Genomic DNA, 16,989 nt, shown 5'->3' with positions numbered 1-16,989 from the left:
CTATATTTTTTTCCACATTATGATTGCATCTTCAATGGGTACCTGATAATATCTCGGTCTTTTACCTGCCTCTAAAAATCCAAACTTTTTATACAGATTAATAGCAGGTATGTTGGACTCTCTGACTTCCAAAGTCATTTGAGTAATTTCGGAACACTTACATATTTCAATCATTTTATTAATCAGGTGGGTAGCTACCCCCTTTTTTCTGTACTGAGGCAGTACTGCTACATTTGTTATATGGCACTCGTCAAGTATACGCCACATACCCATATATCCTAAAATAACCTCGTTTTCTTCCGCACATTGGTAATAAGCTAATTTATTCTCTAATTCCCTTTCATATGATTCTTTTGACCAAGGTAATGAAAAGCATGTTTTTTCAATTTCCGTTATTTGGTCTAAATCGTCACGTCTAATTCCTCTAACAAGCATAAACCCTCCTTATTTTTTATTCCTTTCGGCTTGGGATAATCTTAAATATTGAGGTTTAAAATCAAAAGCATCAGATAATTCACCACTCAATGCTTTATTATATGCTAAATATGATAAGATTGAAGCACGCAAATTATTAAAAACACCCGGTGCAAAATATATTTCTTTATTCAGTTTTTCTTCAATTATGTCTCTGTAGTTAACTGAACCGTCCCCGTTGAATATAATCGGATTATTATAATCATTGAGAACTTCAATTAATTCATCTATATTACAAGGAAATTGTTCCTTCACCTCAACTAAATTCCCATTTTCCCATTTATAAATACCCGTATAAATGCGTCCGGCTTTAGCATCCATTATAGGAACGATTAATTTGTCAATATCGTATATATTCCCTGCTAAAACTTTTAGGGTCGGAATATTTACTATAGGCAGTCTTGCCGCAAAGCTCAAGCTTTTTGCTATTGAAGCACCTATTCTGAGCCCCGTATACGATCCGGGTCCTTCAGATATTGCAATAATATCAATATCTTTAATGACTAACTGTAATTCTCCCATTAATTTTTCTATTAACGGCATTAATTTTTCAGAATGTGTTTTTTTATGATTTAATGATACCTCTCCTAATAAATCGGCTCCGTCTGAAACCGCACAGGATGCAGTTATAGAGCTTGATTCAATTGCAAGTATTTTCATAATTTACTCAACTCCCTAACTAATTTGTCATAGGTTTTTCCATTACCGCATATGTATAGTACGCGTCTGTCATCATCGATTCTTTTTATTTCTATGTTAATTCTTTCTTCCGGTAAAATTCCTTCGATTTTTTTAGACCACTCAATAACAGTTACACCCTCAGAATAAATATATTCTTCATAACCTAAATCACACATATCATCTATTGAATCCAATCTGTATACATCCATATGATAAAAAGGCAGACATCCTTCATATTCTTTTATAATATTGAAGGTGGGGCTTGTTATATATTCTTTAACACCAAATTCCTTTGCTATAAACTGTGTCATGGCGGTTTTTCCCACACCTAAATCGCCGTCCAAGCATAGAACATCTCCCTTTCCTAAGCATCTGCCGATAATTTTTCCTAATTGTTCTGTGTCCTTTAAACTGTTTACCATTATTTCCATAGTTAATCCTTTGTTGTTTTATATCTGCTCATTTTTCCCATCGTTCAATTATACATTTCTGAATTTAAAAAATCAAGGAAGAATAATACACTTGATATACTTGCCACTTTTAGCAAGTCAAAAACCATTGAACAATACAATGGAACATGTTATAATGTTATGATTTATTTATGCCACATAGATCATATAAATAATTCATATGTTAATAATAGTGTTAAACACCTATAGCATGAATAAAATGAATATATAAGAATATTCAAGGAGAAGATAATGAGTCAAAATTTCAAATCCATATATTTTATTGGTATTGGCGGAATAAGCATGAGTGCTTTGGCTGAAATAATGATTAGTGAAGGAATGAAGGTTTCAGGTTCGGACAGAAGCAATTCTCACATAATCAAAAAATTAATAGATAATGGCGCTAAAATATGCATAAATCATGACAGCAAAAATATTACTGATGACATAGATTTGGTAGTATATACATCTGCAATTTCAAACGATAACCCCGAGCTGTTACGGGCTCAGGAATTAAATCTTAATATTATGGACAGAGCAGAATTTTTAGGGTATATCATGAAAAACTATAAAAATGCCATCTGCGTTTCCGGCACACACGGAAAAACTACAACAACAGGTATGCTGTCTTCAATATTAATAGAAACAGATTTACAGCCAACCATATTTTTGGGCGGTGAAATGGATTCTCTTGGAGGAAACTTACTTAGAGGTTCCTATGATTTAATGCTTACAGAAGCATGCGAATACAGAAGAAATTTTTTAAAATTCAATCCAACAATGGAAATTATTTTAAATATAGAAGAGGATCACCTTGATTATTACAGGGATTTATCCGACATTGAAAATGCATTTGTTGAGTATGCAAATTTATTACCTGAATCAGGACACCTAATAGTTAATATTAAGCATAAGAAGCTATTTAATAATTTAAAATGCAAAGTAGTAACTTTTGGTACCGACGACAGCGCTGACTATTATCCTGAAAATATAAAGCTAACTCCTGCTCCTTCTTATGATTTAATGCATGATGGTAAAAAGGTTGCTGAAGTTAATCTTAAAATATTTGGCGAGCACAACATTTTAAATTCTGTCGCAGCAGCTGCTGCTTGCATTTGTCTTGGAATTGATATTGAGACTATAAAGAGCGGATTGTATGATTTTAAAGGTACACACAGAAGATACGAGTACAAAGGAAAACATAATGGTGCTTCCGTAATCGATGATTACGCACACCATCCTTCGGAAATGAAAGCAACATTAAAAACAGCAAAAACTTATACAACAGGAAAAATTATAACTGTTTTTCAACCTCACACTTTTACAAGAACTAAAAAATTATTAAATGAATTTGCTGATGGATTATTGTTATCAGATGAGGTTATTTTATTAGACATATATGCTGCCAGAGAAATTGATACAGGCGAAATTCATTCCAAAGATATAATAAGCAAAATGAAGGAATACAACAGAAACGGACATTATGCAGAAAGCTTTGAAGCAGCTGCCAAAATAATAAAATCTCTGGCAAAAGAGGGAGATATAATAATAACAATGGGCGCCGGCAACGTAAATGAGGTGGCGGATTTATTAACAATGGAACAACAGTAGGAGAACAATTGTAAAATGAGATCCCCAGTCTCATTCACAAAAATATAGGTATGCTTTTGCATCCCCAGATTGATGACAAAGTCATCAATCTGGTAGGCTGTTGAAAAAGTTCATCCTGCAAGGCGCCGGAAGACGGGCAACCGCAGCGTATTCAAACATACGTGAGGATTGACCGGCGCAGCGGCAACAAAGCAGGGGGACTTTTTCAGCGGCCTGGGGATGCTTTTGCATCCCTTTTTCTATTGCTAATCCATTGCCAATCAACTGTCAATCCATTGTATTAATGGTCTCTTTTGGTCAGATAATCTGCCAACTCTATTAAATATTTTGCTTTATCGCCAAATATGCTCATCGCTTCTGTTGCTTCCTTTGTAAGCTGTACTACCTGTCTTTGTGCCTCTTCAATTGATACGAAAGACAAATAGGTAATTTTATCGTTGGCAATATCGCTGCCTGTCTTTTTACCTAACTTTTCAAGTGTACTTGTAACGTCCAATATATCGTCTTCTATTTGAAAAGCCAAACCAATTTTACCTGCATAAATTTCCAGAGACTTTAATTGAACTTCATCAGCTCCGCCTAAAATTGCACCTGCAATTATACTGCTTTTTATTATAGCACCGGTCTTCAAAGAATACATATATTTTAAATCCTCTAAAGATTTAATTTTGTTGTGGACATACATATCAACCACCTGTCCGCCAATCATGCCATTAACTCCGGAGGATTTAGCTATAACATTTAATGCTTTTAAAGCTTTTTTGTTATCATCATAACTTAAGACTGCACCAAGTCCTGTTTCAAAAGCCTTATTTAATAGCCCATCACCTGCTAATATTGCAATTGCTTCCCCATATTTTTTATGATTTGATAACCTTCCTCTTCTATAATCATCATTATCCATTGCAGGCAAGTCATCGTGTATTAGAGAATATGTATGTATCATTTCCATTGAGCAGGCAAATGGCATTACACATTCTAAATTATTATTAAACAATTCATAAGCAGCCAATAATAATACCGGTCTTAACCTCTTTCCTCCTGACAACAAGCTGTAATTCATTGCTTCATAAATTAAACCCTGAGGATTACTTTTCTCCTTAATAATATTATTTAAATACTCTTCTATGCTATTTATTTTATTTGTTAACCAACTGTTAAAATCCATAGTTCCTCCTACGTCTTTGTATAAGACTCCAACTTTTTGCTTATAGGGTTGACCAATTTTTCATCATATAATGTGCTCATCCGTCATATCTTATTATACAAGAATTATTAAAAATATATAAAGGTAAAATATTCCACATATGTCCGGTATTATTAAAATAGTCAATTGACTTCAAATATAAATACATTAATTGTATTTTATTATATAAAAATATAGGAGGAAGCTATGAAAACAAGAAAATTATTATCTTTGATTTTATCTATGCTTATGGTTGTAACCCTGCTATCAGGATGTACTCAACCGATTCAACCGGCACCTGCCCCTTCACCGGAACAACCTCAGCCTACACCAGCGCCTGAAGCACCTAAAGCAGACCAAATATTAAAATTTGGTGGAAGCGGTTGGGGTGGATTATTTAACCCAATAATGGAAGACAATGTTTATGATGGTTACGTATCAGACCTACTGTTTGAACATTTAGTTGACAACAATAAAGAAGGTGAATACGTTCCCGAACTTGCAACCTGGACAATTTCAGATGACCATCTGACTTACACATTTACACTAAAGGATGGTATTAAATTCTCTGATGGTACTCCACTAACTACTAAAGACGTAGAATTTACATATAAAACAATTGCTCATCCCGATTACAACGGTCCAAGAGCATATGCAGTAGCAACTTTAGTAGGATATGAAGCATATCACAACGGATCAACTGATGTATTTGAAGGAATTAAAATTGTAGATGAAAAAACTATATCCTTTACTTTCCCTGAAGGCTCAGCAGCTCCTGCAAACATAGAATGCTTCATTTACGGAATTATGCCGGAACATTACTATGCATTTGAAAATTGGGATGATTTTTTAGCGCTTAATGAACAACCATTAGGTTCCGGTGTCTGTGTATTTGATAGCTGGGAGCCAAAACAATATATTAAGTTAATGAAAAACACTAATTATTGGGATTCTTCAAGAGCACTTAAATTTGACGGAATACTCATGAGCGAAGTTCCTGAAGAATCAATAATTTCAGCTCTTCAAACAAATCAAATAGACCTTGCTCAAATAACTTCAAGCGCTGAAAACTTACAAGCAGCTGAAGCTTTAAATAATATTTATCTTTTCAACTATCTTGGAAATGGATATACATTTATGTGCTTTAACGCAATCACACCGCAATTGTCTGATGTCAGAGTAAGGCAGGCGTTAATGTATGCACTTGACAGAGAATCCTTTATAGAAGCACAATACGGTGCAGGACTTGCTAAGGTTGGTATGGCTCCAATATCTCCGTCATCGTGGGCCTTTCCGGATGCATCTGAATTAAATGCTTATAAATTTGATATGGAAAAAGCAGCTCAATTAATGAACGAAGCAGGCTGGAAAATGGAATCTGATGGCTTCAGATACAAGGACGGTCAAAAATTCCACGTTAAATGGTTAGTTTATACAGACTCTTCATGGCCGGGAACGTTGTCAAGTATGGCAGCTGACACTTGGAAACAATTAGGCGTTGAACTTGAAATAGAATTAATGGACTTTGATACAGTTGCATCACGTACTATGGATGCAGCACCTGGAGAAAAAGATTTTGATATTTACACAATGGGATTCTCATTGTCAATCGATCCTGACCCTACAGGTGCATTGTTTGATGATGATGCATATGTAGCAGGGGGCTTCAACGCTTCAGGTTATAAAAATGCTGAAGCTATGGAACTTGTTAAGAAAGGAAAATCCGAGTTTGACACAGATAAACGTGCTGAAATATATAAAGAATGGGCGAAAATTATGAACTACGAAATACCACATGCTATCATAGCTTACAGAAGTGAAATATTTGGTGTTAACAACAGAGTTAAAGGCATGGAAATTGATACTTACAAAAAATTTGTTCAAAGTATAAGAGATGTTACGCTTGAATAAGCAGATGACCCAAATTTTAATTTGGTGTCAGTCGCTTATACTGTTAGTGAAATACCGGAGGGCATCTGCCCTCCTTTTAGCCTGCCTATACATATAGAAAGAGGTGTTTATATGAGAAATTACATCATCAGGCGTATAATTCAAATGATTCCTGTTTTATTAGGAATTTTATTTATACTTTTTTTTATACTTGAACAAGCACCGGGTACACCGGTTTCAAATATGATGCATCCTAAAATGACTCCTGAGCAAAAAGCTGAGTTAGCTCTAAAATTAGGATTAGATACACCATGGTATGAAAGATTCGTTAACTGGATTGGAGAGGCATTAAAAGGCAATTTAGGGTACTCTATAAACCATAAAAAACCCGTAGTTGATGTTATGGGAGATTATGTAGGACCTACATTGCTGTTGGCTTTAATTTCTTTATTTGTTTCAGTTATCATAGGCATACCTACAGGTATTGTCTGTGCTACTAAACAATACTCCATAGTTGACAACATACTGACTGTAGTGTCATTAATAGGGATAAGTATTCCTTCATTTTTCTTCGGACTTTTATTATTAAAAAACTTCGCAGTTGATATTCAGCTTTTCCCGCTGTTTGGTCTTAAAAATCCATTGTTGATGTCAACAAATCCTATAGATAAAATACTTGATATAGCCTGGCACCTTGTTTTACCAAGCATTGTAATCGGTTTAGGTTCAACCGCTACATTTATGAGATATACACGTTCAAGCATGCTTGAAGTAATTAAACAAGATTATATCCGTACGGCAAGAGCTAAGGGTCTTAAGGAGAAAACCGTTATTTACAGGCATGCATTCAGAAATGCAATAATACCCATAATCACACTTTTTGGCTTCTGGATTCCGTCCTTATTGTCAGGAGCAGTTGTTACTGAAACAATTTTTGCACTACCGGGTCTTGGTAAAATTTCAGTTGAAGCAAGCATGACACGAAACTATCCTTTGATTCTTGGAATAAATGCGATGCTATCAATTCTTACCTTAATAGGTGCATTGGTGGCTGATATATTGTATGCCATAGCAGATCCAAGAATTAGATACGATTAGGGGGTTATTATGGGTAAATCAATTAGAAAGAATCAATCCTACTGGGGAGAGGTTATATATAGACTAAGAAAAAACAGAATGGCCATGTTAAGTTTGTATCTGTTGATAGCTATAATCGGCTTATGTATTTTGGTGCCTATGTTATCACCTTATTCCATAGAAACAACGGATATGCAAAACCGAGATCAAAGTCCAAGTGCTAAGCATTGGCTTGGTACGGATAAAATCGGACGAGATATGATTGTCAGGTTGTTTTATGGAGGAAGAATTTCCTTATTGCTTGCTATAGCAGTTGTAGTACTTGAATGCTTTATCGGTGTTGTATTAGGAAGTATATCAGGGTTTTATGGTGGTATGGCAGATGTAGTTATAATGCGCTTGGCTGAAATATTTATGTCCTTTCCATATGTTATTTTTTGTATCACAGTAGTTGCAGTATTTGGAAACAGTGTGCCTATTTTAATTTTTGTACTTGCCATTATAAGCTGGCCAAGTATTGCAAGAATTGTAAGAGGTCAAATATTAACATTAAGAGAAATGGAGTATATGGAAGCATGCGAAGCGTTGGGCATAAGTGATATGAGAAGAATATTCAAACATTTATTACCAAACGTTTTGGCTTATGTTATAGTTTATGCGACATTAGGTATGGCAACAGTAATCCTTGCTGAAACAACATTGAGCTTCCTTGGTCTTGGTGTATCACCTCCTACTCCTACTTGGGGTAATATGATACAGGAAGCAAGAAACACTTTAATTATACAACAAAAATGGTGGTACTGGATTCCACCTGGAATATGTATTTTCATATCTGTTATGTGCTTTAACATATTGGGTGACGGCATGCGTGATGCAATTGACCCTAAAATGAAAAGATGAGGTGAGTTTTATGGGCAAAAAATTATTAGAAGTTAAAAACCTGAAAACTTATTTTTATTCTGACAGGGGTGTTGTAAAAGCTGCCGATGATGTAAGTTTTTATGTGGATGAAGGCGAAACCTTAGGAATAGTTGGTGAATCGGGATGCGGGAAAAGCATAACATGCATGTCCATTGCACGATTAGTTGAAACTCCTCCGGGAAAATATAAGGGTGGAGAAATCCTGTTTGACGGTGAGGATATGCTGAAAATTTCTGATGCAAGAATGAGAGAAATCAGAGGTAATGACATTTCGTTTATTTTTCAGGAGCCAATGACTTCCCTTAATCCCATATTTAAAATAGAAAGACAAATCAGTGAACCAATGATGCTTCACCAGGGCATGAGTAAGGATGAAGCATATAAAGAAAGTATAAAAATGCTGGAAACAGTAAAAATACCAAATCCTGAGAGAGTTGTTGATGATTATCCTTTCGCACTTTCAGGTGGTATGCGTCAAAGAGCAATGATCGCAATGGCACTTGCCTGCAAACCAAAACTGTTAATAGCAGATGAGCCGACAACTGCTCTTGATGTTACCATTCAGGCGCAGGTGCTTGACTTAATGAATGAACTTAAGCAAAAGATTAATGCATCTATAATATTTATAACACATGACCTTGGAGTAATTTCAGAAATGAGTGACCGTGTTATGGTTATGTATGCCGGTAAGGTTGTTGAGGTTGCTAAAACATTGGATATATTCAAAAATCCGAGGCATCCGTACACCATAGGTCTTATCGGTTCAAAACCGGACATGGCTACCGAAAGCTCAAGGTTGAATGTAATACCCGGCAATGTACCTGATTTAAGCAATGTTCCCACAGGCTGTCCATTCCATCCAAGATGCGATAAAGCAATGGATGTATGCAAGGAAATATTTCCTGATGAAATATCATTTGAAGGAGAACACAGAATATCATGCTGGCTCTATAGCAATAATGAGGAGGAAATACTATGAGCGAAATTAGTGTAATGAGCGATAGCATCATATCCGTAAGAAATCTTAAAAAGTATTTCCCTATTAAAACTGGATTAATAAAACGACAAACCGGAAGTGTTAAAGCTGTAGATGATATATCTTTTGAAATAAAAAGAGGAAAGGTTCTTGGTATAGTTGGTGAGTCCGGCTGCGGAAAATCAACCTTAGGCAGGACTATGCTCAAGCTGCTAAATCCTACTGACGGCGAAGTTTATTACAACGGTCAAAATATATATAATCTCAACAAAAGAGATATAAATAAGCTACGAACGGAAATGCAAATTATATTTCAGGATCCATACAGTTCGCTAAACCCAAGGCTCCCCGTTTATGAAATAGTAGGAGAAGCAATGCTTCAACACGGGATAGTTAAAAACAAAAAAGAAATGAAGGAAAGAGTAATAGAAATCATAGGCAAGTGCGGATTGTTTACGGAACAGGCAGATCGCTATCCTCATCAGTTCTCAGGCGGGCAAAGGCAACGTATATGTATTGCAAGGTCATTGGCGGTAAACCCTAAGTTTATAGTTTGTGACGAAGCGGTTTCAGCATTGGATGTATCAATTCAATCTCAAATTATTAACTTATTGAAGGATGCACAAGAGGACTTTGACCTTACATATTTGTTTATATCCCACGATTTGTCAGTTGTTAAATTTATAAGTGATGAAGTAGCAGTAATGTACCTTGGACAAATAGTTGAAAAGGGAAAGAAAAAGCATATATTTAACAACCCTTTACATCCATATACTGAAGCTTTATTATCCGCAGTACCTTCATTTGATCCAGAAATTCAGCAAAATAAAAAACGTATTATATTAAAGGGAGATATTCCTTCGCCTGCAAATCCACCCAAAGGATGCAGATTTCACACCAGGTGCTCATATGCAAAGGATGTGTGCAAGGAAGAAATACCTGAATACAAAAAAATTAAAAATGCACATTTTGTAATGTGTCATAAAGTAAATGGAGTATTTTAATGTTATTCGGAAAAAATCGAGTAGAAGAAGATTTAGAAAAAATCAGAAGAGCAAATCTGTCTAATACTGAATTATTAGAGAAAGAAATAAAATCTACAAAAGAAAATGATTTGCAGCTTGAGAAATATGATCTGCTTGCAATTATTTTGGCGATTATGTCGTTAATACTTCCTTACATAATTGCCTTTGTGGGAATAATGGCCGCAGTTGTGTTTTTATTGAGCTGTTTGTATTAGGCAACCAAAAATCAGAAATACGTGAGGATTGACCGGCTGAACGGCAACGAAGCAGGTGGGTTTTTTCATCAACCTAAAAAAATCGGGATATTCTCCCGATTTTTGTTTTTAGCTGCCAGTTATATTCTTGTAACGTTAGCTGCTTGGTCTCCTCTGTTTCCTTGAGTTACATCAAAACTAACTTTTTGACCTTCCTCTAAAGTTTTGAATCCATCTCCTTGGATAGCTGAGAAATGTACAAATACGTCATTTCCATCTTCTTTTGTGATAAATCCAAATCCTTTTTCTGAGTTGAACCATTTAACTGTACCCTGTGCCATGAGTACCTCCTAAAAAAATATTAATTATATTGCATTGTATAAAAAAATTCACACGCTTTTACATATTATATATACAGCAACCACATATAATATCTAAAAACATGTGAAATCCATAAATACTCTGTAATACAAATATAGATTAGCATATAAGTTCACATTTGTCAACCTTTTATACTAAACTTTAATTGCTAATTATTTACAAAAATTATTATAGGTTATATGACGTTGGGGATTTTCCCCAACGTCATGCTGACAATAAAATCAGGATTGCCCGGCTGAACGGTAACGAAGCAGGCTGGCGTTTTCAACAACCTATCTACATTTTTCTTCTCTCTATATATTCATCATACGTCATAGCTCTGTCTATCATACCGTCTTCTGTAAGTTCAATAATTCTATTTGCGATTGTTTGAATAAACTGATGGTCATGTGACGAGAACAACACAATTTCTTTAAAATCAATCAAACCGTTGTTTAATGCGGTGATTGCTTCCAAGTCCAGGTGGTTTGTCGGTTGGTCAAGTATCAAGACATTAGAGCCGGAAAGCATCATTCTTGAAAGCATGCACCTGACTCTTTCTCCTCCGGACAATACATTTGCCGGCTTCAATGCATCATCTCCCGAAAACAGCATACGACCTAAGAACCCCCTCAGAAAGCTTTCTGATTGATCCTCGGAGAACTGTCTCATCCAGTCAACAAGATTTAATTTAACGTCGTCAAAAAATTCCGAGTTATCTTTGGGGAAATATGACTTGGTGATTGTTTGTCCCCACTTAATAGTTCCTGTATCCGGTTCCATTTCACCTGTTAATACTTTAAACAAGGTTGTTTGGGCAAGCTCATTTTCACCTACAAAGCATATTTTATCATCTCTGTTTACTCTGAATGAAATATCCTTTAATACATCAATGCCGTCTATCTTCTTTGATAAACCTTCAACTGTCAATATTTCATTGCCCACTTCCCTGTCCGGAGTAAATTTAACAAATGGATATCTCCTGGATGATGCAGGCATTTCTTCAACTTCTAATTTCTCAAGAAGCTTTCTTCTTGATGTTGCTTGCTTTGATTTAGATTTATTAGCTGAGAATCTTTGAATAAAGTTTTGTAAATCCTTTATCTTATCTTCTCTTTTTCTGTTCTGGTCCCTCATTAACTGCTGCATTAACTGACTTGATTCATACCAGAAGTCATAGTTACCTACATACATTTTAATTTTCTTATAATCTATATCAACTATATGAGTACAAACTGTATTTAAAAAATGTCTGTCGTGGGATACAACAATTACTAATCCTTCAAAATCCAGCAAAAAATCCTCTAACCAATTTATAGAATCAATATCCAGATTGTTTGTCGGCTCGTCAAGCAGAATAATTCCGGGTCTGCCGAACAATGCCTGAGCAAGCATTACCTTAACCTTGTCTCCGCCGTTTAAATCTCGCATATATGAATAATGAAGCTGCGTGCTTACACCTAAGCCCTGAAGTATTTGCGCTACTTCCGTCTCGGCATCCCAGCCGTTCATTTCGGCAAATTCTCCCTCTAATTCAGAAGCTTTTACGCCGTCTTCATCGGTGAAATCTTCCTTTGCATAAAGAGCGTCCTTTTCTTTCATTATTTCATACAATCTTTTATTACCCATTATAACTGTTTCCATAACGGAATAATCGTCATACATAAAATGATCCTGTTTTAAAACGGACATTCTGACATTATTTGGTATAGCTATTTCGCCTGTAGTATAATCAATCTCTCCTGACAATATTTTCAGAAAAGTAGATTTTCCTGCTCCATTTGCTCCGATTACTCCATAGCAGTTTCCCGGAACAAACTTTAAATTAACATCATTAAAAAGCTTACTTCCTCCAAATTGAAGCGATAAATTTGTTACTGTAATCATTTAATCATTCCTTACTATATATAATTATTTTTATCTTTCAAAATTCAAACATTAAACAGAATATCACATATAAATAAATATTGCAAGAAAAAAAGACGGCTTTAACCGTCTCAGACTGCTGAAAAATCCCACCTGCGTCGTTGACGCTACGCCGGTCAATCCTCCCGTATGTTTAATACGCTGCGGTTGCCCGTCTTCCGGCGCCTTGCAGGATGAACTTTTTCAACAGTCTGTATATATTGAATCTATTTTTTGTTTAAAAATGATGGTATTTGAAAATCAAACGGATTTTCCTTTGATTTATCCTTTTCATCCTTAGAAGGTGTCTTAACTTCTTTCAGTATTTTATCGCTATTTTCACCGAATCCGGTTGCAATAACGGTAATTTTTATGGAATCTCCAATAGTTTCGTCAATATTTGCTCCGAAGATTATATTTGCTTCCGGATCGGCAGCTTCTTCTATCAATTTAGCGGCTTCATTTACTTCATGGATACCCATATTAGTTCCGCCGGTAATATTTAACAATACACCCCTTGCTCCGTTTATTGAGGTTTCCAGCATCGGACTTTGAATAGCTTGTTTAACAGCATTCAATGCTCTGTTTTCGCCGGTTGCTTGTCCGATACCCATGTGGGCCAAACCCTGATTAGACATAATGGTTTCAACGTCTGCAAAATCCAGATTCATAATTGCAGGTATTGCAATCAAATCGGAGATGCCCTGAATGCCCTGTCTTAATACATCGTCAGCAAGTGAAAAAGCCTCCAGCATCGTTGTTTTCTTATCCGAAATTTCTAACAGCTTATCATTAGGTATAACTACCAATGTATCTATATTTTCTTTTAATTTTTTCAATCCTAATTCAGCGTTTTTATATCTGCTTTTGCCTTCAAACATAAACGGCTTTGTAACAACGGCAACAGTGAGTATTCCCTGTTGCTTGGCAATGCCTGCTATATAAGGTGCCGCACCGGTACCGGTACCGCCTCCCATACCTGCAGTTATAAATACCATGTCGGCTCCTTCAACTAACTCAGCAATATCCTGCTTGTTTTCCTCAGCGGCTTTTTCACCTATTTCAGGTTTAGAGCCGGCACCAAGACCGTTAGTAAGTTTTTCGCCTATTTGGAATTTAATGTCTGCCTTTGATGTGTATAATGCTTGCTTGTCCGTATTTACGCTGATAAAAGTTACGCCTCTTACTCCGGCATCTATCATTCTGTTAACGGCATTATTTCCGCCTCCGCCAACACCGATAACCTTTATATTTGCTAATCTTTCTGATGGTTCCTCAAATTGAAACATATATTGACCTCCTATAAAAAGAGAAATTTCTTCAGTATTTTAAACATTATATCATAACCTTAATAAATTTCATACATATTTTTAATTAGTTTGTCTGTTTTTTTTCAATAGTGCTTTGTCCGTAACCCAGCCGACTTGTAAGGAAACATTTTAATTATTTATGCTTTTCAAGCATAATATTAATAATGTTTTTTAAATTTTTATAAATATTGTTTCCGAATGCGAAAACAGCCGCCAAATATATAGGAAGTCCCAATTGTTCTCCCACATATCCCAATAGCAGTCCAAAAAATAAATCACCCGCCAAATAGGCAATACTCTTAATTAATGTAAGCTCACCCTTAATATTATCATTTAACATATTAAAAATTACATTAATAATAGCTAATATACCCAGTGAAATATAAACTGCATATTCGGGACTGTAAATCAAATTTAAATTCATTCCCGCAACAATACCAAGAACTACTCCAGCTATAACATAAATCATACCCCAACCCTTTACCTTTCTGCACTTGCTGCAAAATTTATCCGATAATTATCTCCGTGAAATTTAGGAACCGTTACATAAGTCATTCTTGTAACAACCTCCATTCCATACTTGTTTTTTAATTCATAAGCATATGTTCCTTCTTCATTAACGGCATCATATAAAGCTTCCATATCACCAATCGCACTTATTAAGAACGGAGCGGAAACTTTATCTCCGTTTATTCCCAACAGAGGTCCTGCACAAACTACTTCAGATACATTGATAATCCTTTTGTTATTAACCGCTATAGCTTCAGCTCCGGCTGCCTTTAGATCATTAAGCAATACGGTTATATCAACATCATGAATAATTCTTTTCATTATATCAATACTTTCATCCTCTATCAAGCTGTCCGAAACCGTTAAATATATCCCGGGGCCTCTTACATCGGTAAATCCGCTGTATAGCTTAAGTTTTTCTATTTCAGAGTTTATACTGATTATATCGGCTAAATATTGATTATTTTCATAGTCGTTAATATGTTTTTTTTGCTCTGCGGTTTCTTTTTTTATATTTTCAACAACTGCCTTCATATCTTCAATAGTTTTTTCATATTTATTTATATTTTTTATAACATATATTGTGTTTTCATCTATTTTTAAATCCACACCGTTTACTACTACGCAAGATGCGACTAAAACAAGAAGAAACAGCAAAATGTTTTGCGCTTTAAGTTTTATAACAATCTCCTCCGTTTCCTCAATAAGAGCTTTGTCTGTCATTCAAGGTTCTATGGCACCCACTCAATCTACGATTTCGTCAACAGGTCAGTTTCCTACAGACCCGTCTCATCCTCAACATATACAGGAACAGCGTATTTAAACTCTATTTCACCATCATATCGATTAATAAAAATTTCAGGAGAACTTTCAATTTCAACTGTATAACCAATATTTCCAAGCTGTGAAACAATACCTCCCACAAAATTCAATGATGCTTCAATGGTTCTTGAAAATCCTATTGCCTTTATTTCTAACGGCAATACCATCGCAACTCCGTTAATGTTAATGTGATCTAACACAGGTACAATTTCAGTATAGTTAGTATACCTTTGACCATTAATTGAAATTGCTTCTACACCTGCATTGTTTAAATAGCTTATCAATGCAAGTATATACTGATGGCTGTAAGCTAAGCTGACAGAGTTTGGCTCGGCATCTATAGTAATAATTGTTCCGGGACCTTTAACATCATAGAAACCGGATAAAATCTTTTGTTTTTTGAGCTCTTCATTTAACCTTTCAAGCTCCTCTTCTTTTTGCATGTATGCTTCTTCATTTTTCTTTGAGCTTTCTTTCAGCTGATCCAATTCTTCTCTTAATTTGTTTTTCTCAAGAGTCAGCTCCGCAAACTCATTGTTCAAATCAGATGCTTTATTATGAGGAGTTTCATTTCCTAATACGTTATTTGTTGTACGAATTTGAGTCATTAATACAATACCCAAAATGACACTTATTATAAACAACATAATTTTCTGCCAAAGTTTATTCATTATATTCCTCCATATTAAAGTCCTCTACATATACGGGACTATCCCCCTTGGTAAAATCGATTAATCCATTGAAAACCGGTAAATTGTTATTTAATCTTTCATTAATTATTTTCATGGCAAATACAGATTGATACTTAACATCTTCGCTAAGCATCATTTTAATAAATGTACCATACTTGGTCTTCAATAAAACACTGTTGTTTTTGTTAACCCAAAAAGTTGTTACCGTTTCAGAATCAAATTCACTTTCTATGTAATCAATTGCCTCAAAAATGCTTTTAACATTGTCTATACCTGCGAATTTAATTTCTTCTCCTACATTGTATAATACATCAGTTAAACTTTCAATAGTTTTTAGTTCATTATTTATTGTATCCGTTTTTAATACAATTCCGTTTTTATCTGTCACAACATAATTATTATTGTAATATATCTGGTATTTTTCCTGTCTCTCAGTTATATGAATGTAAATTTTATTCGGAAGCTCGTACACAACCCTTGCTTGCTCAACATATACATGTTGCTGAAGCTTTTCTTTCACATCATTTCTGTTAACACTGAATATTTTCTCGCCTGTTTCTATTTCTGAGTTATCTAATATAAACTGATTGTCATAGATAAAATTGCCATCAATTTTTACTTCTGCTACATTAAAGTAATCTGTTTCGTAATAAACATAATAAATACAGAAAACAACAATTACAGCAGCCGTTATAAAAGCTGCTGTACTGACGAATAGCTTTCTAAACTTTCTTTTTTTCTTCTTCCGCTTTTTTGTTGTTTTTTCTTTTGCCATTGTTGTACCTTTTTATTCTAATACTATTAGTTATGGTAATAGTTAGTATATTGCGCAGTCTCATTCACCAATTTATTTGCTCCTTACGTCGCATAAATTGAGTAAATCATAATCTTGCGAATGACCTACCA

The 16,989-nt window shown here is 34.9% G+C and carries 18 protein-coding genes; 7 read left to right on the top strand and 11 right to left on the bottom strand.

Translation table 11 applies throughout. From position 1 onward, the window contains the following. Genes rimI through tsaE form a run of 3 tightly spaced genes read right to left on the bottom strand, consistent with a single transcriptional unit; the run spans position 1 to position 1,586 of the window. Positions 1-435 (bottom strand): ribosomal protein S18-alanine N-acetyltransferase, encoded by a 435-nt coding sequence (gene rimI / locus RT412_RS14180; protein ID WP_313344895.1) that lies wholly within the window; start codon positions 433-435, stop codon positions 1-3. Positions 436-444: 9 nt separating this feature from the next. Continuing rightward, entirely contained in the window at positions 445-1,134 is a 690-nt protein-coding gene (gene tsaB, locus RT412_RS14175; protein WP_313344898.1) for a tRNA (adenosine(37)-N6)-threonylcarbamoyltransferase complex dimerization subunit type 1 TsaB, read from the bottom strand. Further along, complete coding sequence (gene tsaE, locus RT412_RS14170; protein ID WP_313344901.1) at positions 1,131-1,586, bottom strand: tRNA (adenosine(37)-N6)-threonylcarbamoyltransferase complex ATPase subunit type 1 TsaE; 456 nt, start codon at positions 1,584-1,586, stop codon at positions 1,131-1,133. The genes tsaB and tsaE overlap by 4 nt, the downstream gene beginning before the upstream one ends. Before the next feature lie 270 nt (positions 1,587-1,856). Here tsaE and murC point away from each other — a divergent pair, with 270 nt between their 5' ends. Further along, positions 1,857-3,215: a UDP-N-acetylmuramate--L-alanine ligase gene (gene murC, locus RT412_RS14165; RefSeq protein WP_313344904.1), complete on the top strand. Its 1,359-nt coding sequence runs from the start codon at positions 1,857-1,859 to the stop codon at positions 3,213-3,215. 280 nt (positions 3,216-3,495) lie between these two features. On the opposite strand, the gene RT412_RS14160 is transcribed toward murC, so the two are convergent. Continuing rightward, the gene (locus RT412_RS14160) at positions 3,496-4,383 is read right to left on the bottom strand and encodes a farnesyl diphosphate synthase (protein ID WP_313344907.1); all 888 of its coding nucleotides are present in this window, start codon (positions 4,381-4,383) and stop codon (positions 3,496-3,498) included. Between the two features lie 225 nt (positions 4,384-4,608). Here RT412_RS14160 and RT412_RS14155 point away from each other — a divergent pair, with 225 nt between their 5' ends. From RT412_RS14155 to RT412_RS14130, 6 genes are all read left to right on the top strand, one after another. Continuing rightward, complete coding sequence (locus RT412_RS14155) at positions 4,609-6,312, top strand: ABC transporter substrate-binding protein (protein ID WP_313344909.1); 1,704 nt, start codon at positions 4,609-4,611, stop codon at positions 6,310-6,312. Between the two features lie 111 nt (positions 6,313-6,423). Beyond that, positions 6,424-7,389 (top strand): ABC transporter permease, encoded by a 966-nt coding sequence (locus RT412_RS14150; protein WP_313344911.1) that lies wholly within the window; start codon positions 6,424-6,426, stop codon positions 7,387-7,389. 9 nt (positions 7,390-7,398) lie between these two features. Then, on the top strand, positions 7,399-8,268 hold the full coding sequence (gene opp4C / locus RT412_RS14145; protein WP_313344914.1) for an oligopeptide ABC transporter permease: 870 nt from the start codon (positions 7,399-7,401) through the stop codon (positions 8,266-8,268). A gap of 10 nt (positions 8,269-8,278) precedes the next feature. Next, a complete protein-coding gene (locus RT412_RS14140) occupies positions 8,279-9,268 on the top strand; it encodes an ABC transporter ATP-binding protein (protein WP_313344915.1) in 990 nt (329 codons plus the stop codon). 14 nt (positions 9,269-9,282) lie between these two features. Further along, the gene (locus tag RT412_RS14135) at positions 9,283-10,269 is read left to right on the top strand and encodes an ABC transporter ATP-binding protein (RefSeq protein ID WP_398439517.1); all 987 of its coding nucleotides are present in this window, start codon (positions 9,283-9,285) and stop codon (positions 10,267-10,269) included. Next, positions 10,269-10,505: a hypothetical protein gene (locus RT412_RS14130; protein WP_313344920.1), complete on the top strand. Its 237-nt coding sequence runs from the start codon at positions 10,269-10,271 to the stop codon at positions 10,503-10,505. Before RT412_RS14135 ends, RT412_RS14130 begins: the two co-directional genes overlap by 1 nt. 119 nt (positions 10,506-10,624) lie before the next feature. Here RT412_RS14130 and RT412_RS14125 read toward each other — a convergent pair whose 3' ends face one another. From RT412_RS14125 to RT412_RS14095, 7 genes are all read right to left on the bottom strand, one after another. Then, entirely contained in the window at positions 10,625-10,825 is a 201-nt protein-coding gene (locus RT412_RS14125) for a cold-shock protein (RefSeq protein ID WP_179237604.1), read from the bottom strand. A 316-nt stretch (positions 10,826-11,141) separates the two neighbouring features. Beyond that, entirely contained in the window at positions 11,142-12,731 is a 1,590-nt protein-coding gene (locus tag RT412_RS14120; RefSeq protein WP_313344922.1) for an ABC-F family ATP-binding cassette domain-containing protein, read from the bottom strand. Positions 12,732-12,976: 245 nt separating this feature from the next. Then, positions 12,977-14,038: a cell division protein FtsZ gene (gene ftsZ, locus RT412_RS14115; RefSeq protein ID WP_313344925.1), complete on the bottom strand. Its 1,062-nt coding sequence runs from the start codon at positions 14,036-14,038 to the stop codon at positions 12,977-12,979. A gap of 154 nt (positions 14,039-14,192) precedes the next feature. Continuing rightward, positions 14,193-14,528, bottom strand: coding sequence for a DUF1290 domain-containing protein (locus tag RT412_RS14110; RefSeq protein WP_313344928.1), 336 nt, complete (start codon positions 14,526-14,528; stop codon positions 14,193-14,195). 11 nt (positions 14,529-14,539) lie between these two features. Beyond that, the gene (locus tag RT412_RS14105) at positions 14,540-15,292 is read right to left on the bottom strand and encodes a DUF881 domain-containing protein (RefSeq protein WP_313344931.1); all 753 of its coding nucleotides are present in this window, start codon (positions 15,290-15,292) and stop codon (positions 14,540-14,542) included. Positions 15,293-15,345: 53 nt separating this feature from the next. Further along, positions 15,346-16,062, bottom strand: a complete 717-nt coding sequence (locus tag RT412_RS14100) for a DUF881 domain-containing protein (protein ID WP_313344933.1) — start codon at positions 16,060-16,062, stop codon at positions 15,346-15,348. After that, complete coding sequence (locus tag RT412_RS14095) at positions 16,055-16,858, bottom strand: FtsQ-type POTRA domain-containing protein (protein WP_313344935.1); 804 nt, start codon at positions 16,856-16,858, stop codon at positions 16,055-16,057. The genes RT412_RS14100 and RT412_RS14095 overlap by 8 nt, the downstream gene beginning before the upstream one ends. Between the last annotated feature and the right edge of the window lie 131 nt (positions 16,859-16,989).

It is taken from the genome of Sedimentibacter sp., from assembly GCF_032080165.1.
In the GTDB taxonomy this organism is placed as follows: domain Bacteria; phylum Bacillota; class Clostridia; order Tissierellales; family Sedimentibacteraceae; genus Sedimentibacter.
The sequence above is the reverse complement of the archived record's forward strand: the minus strand, read 5'-3'. Positions and strand labels throughout refer to the sequence as shown.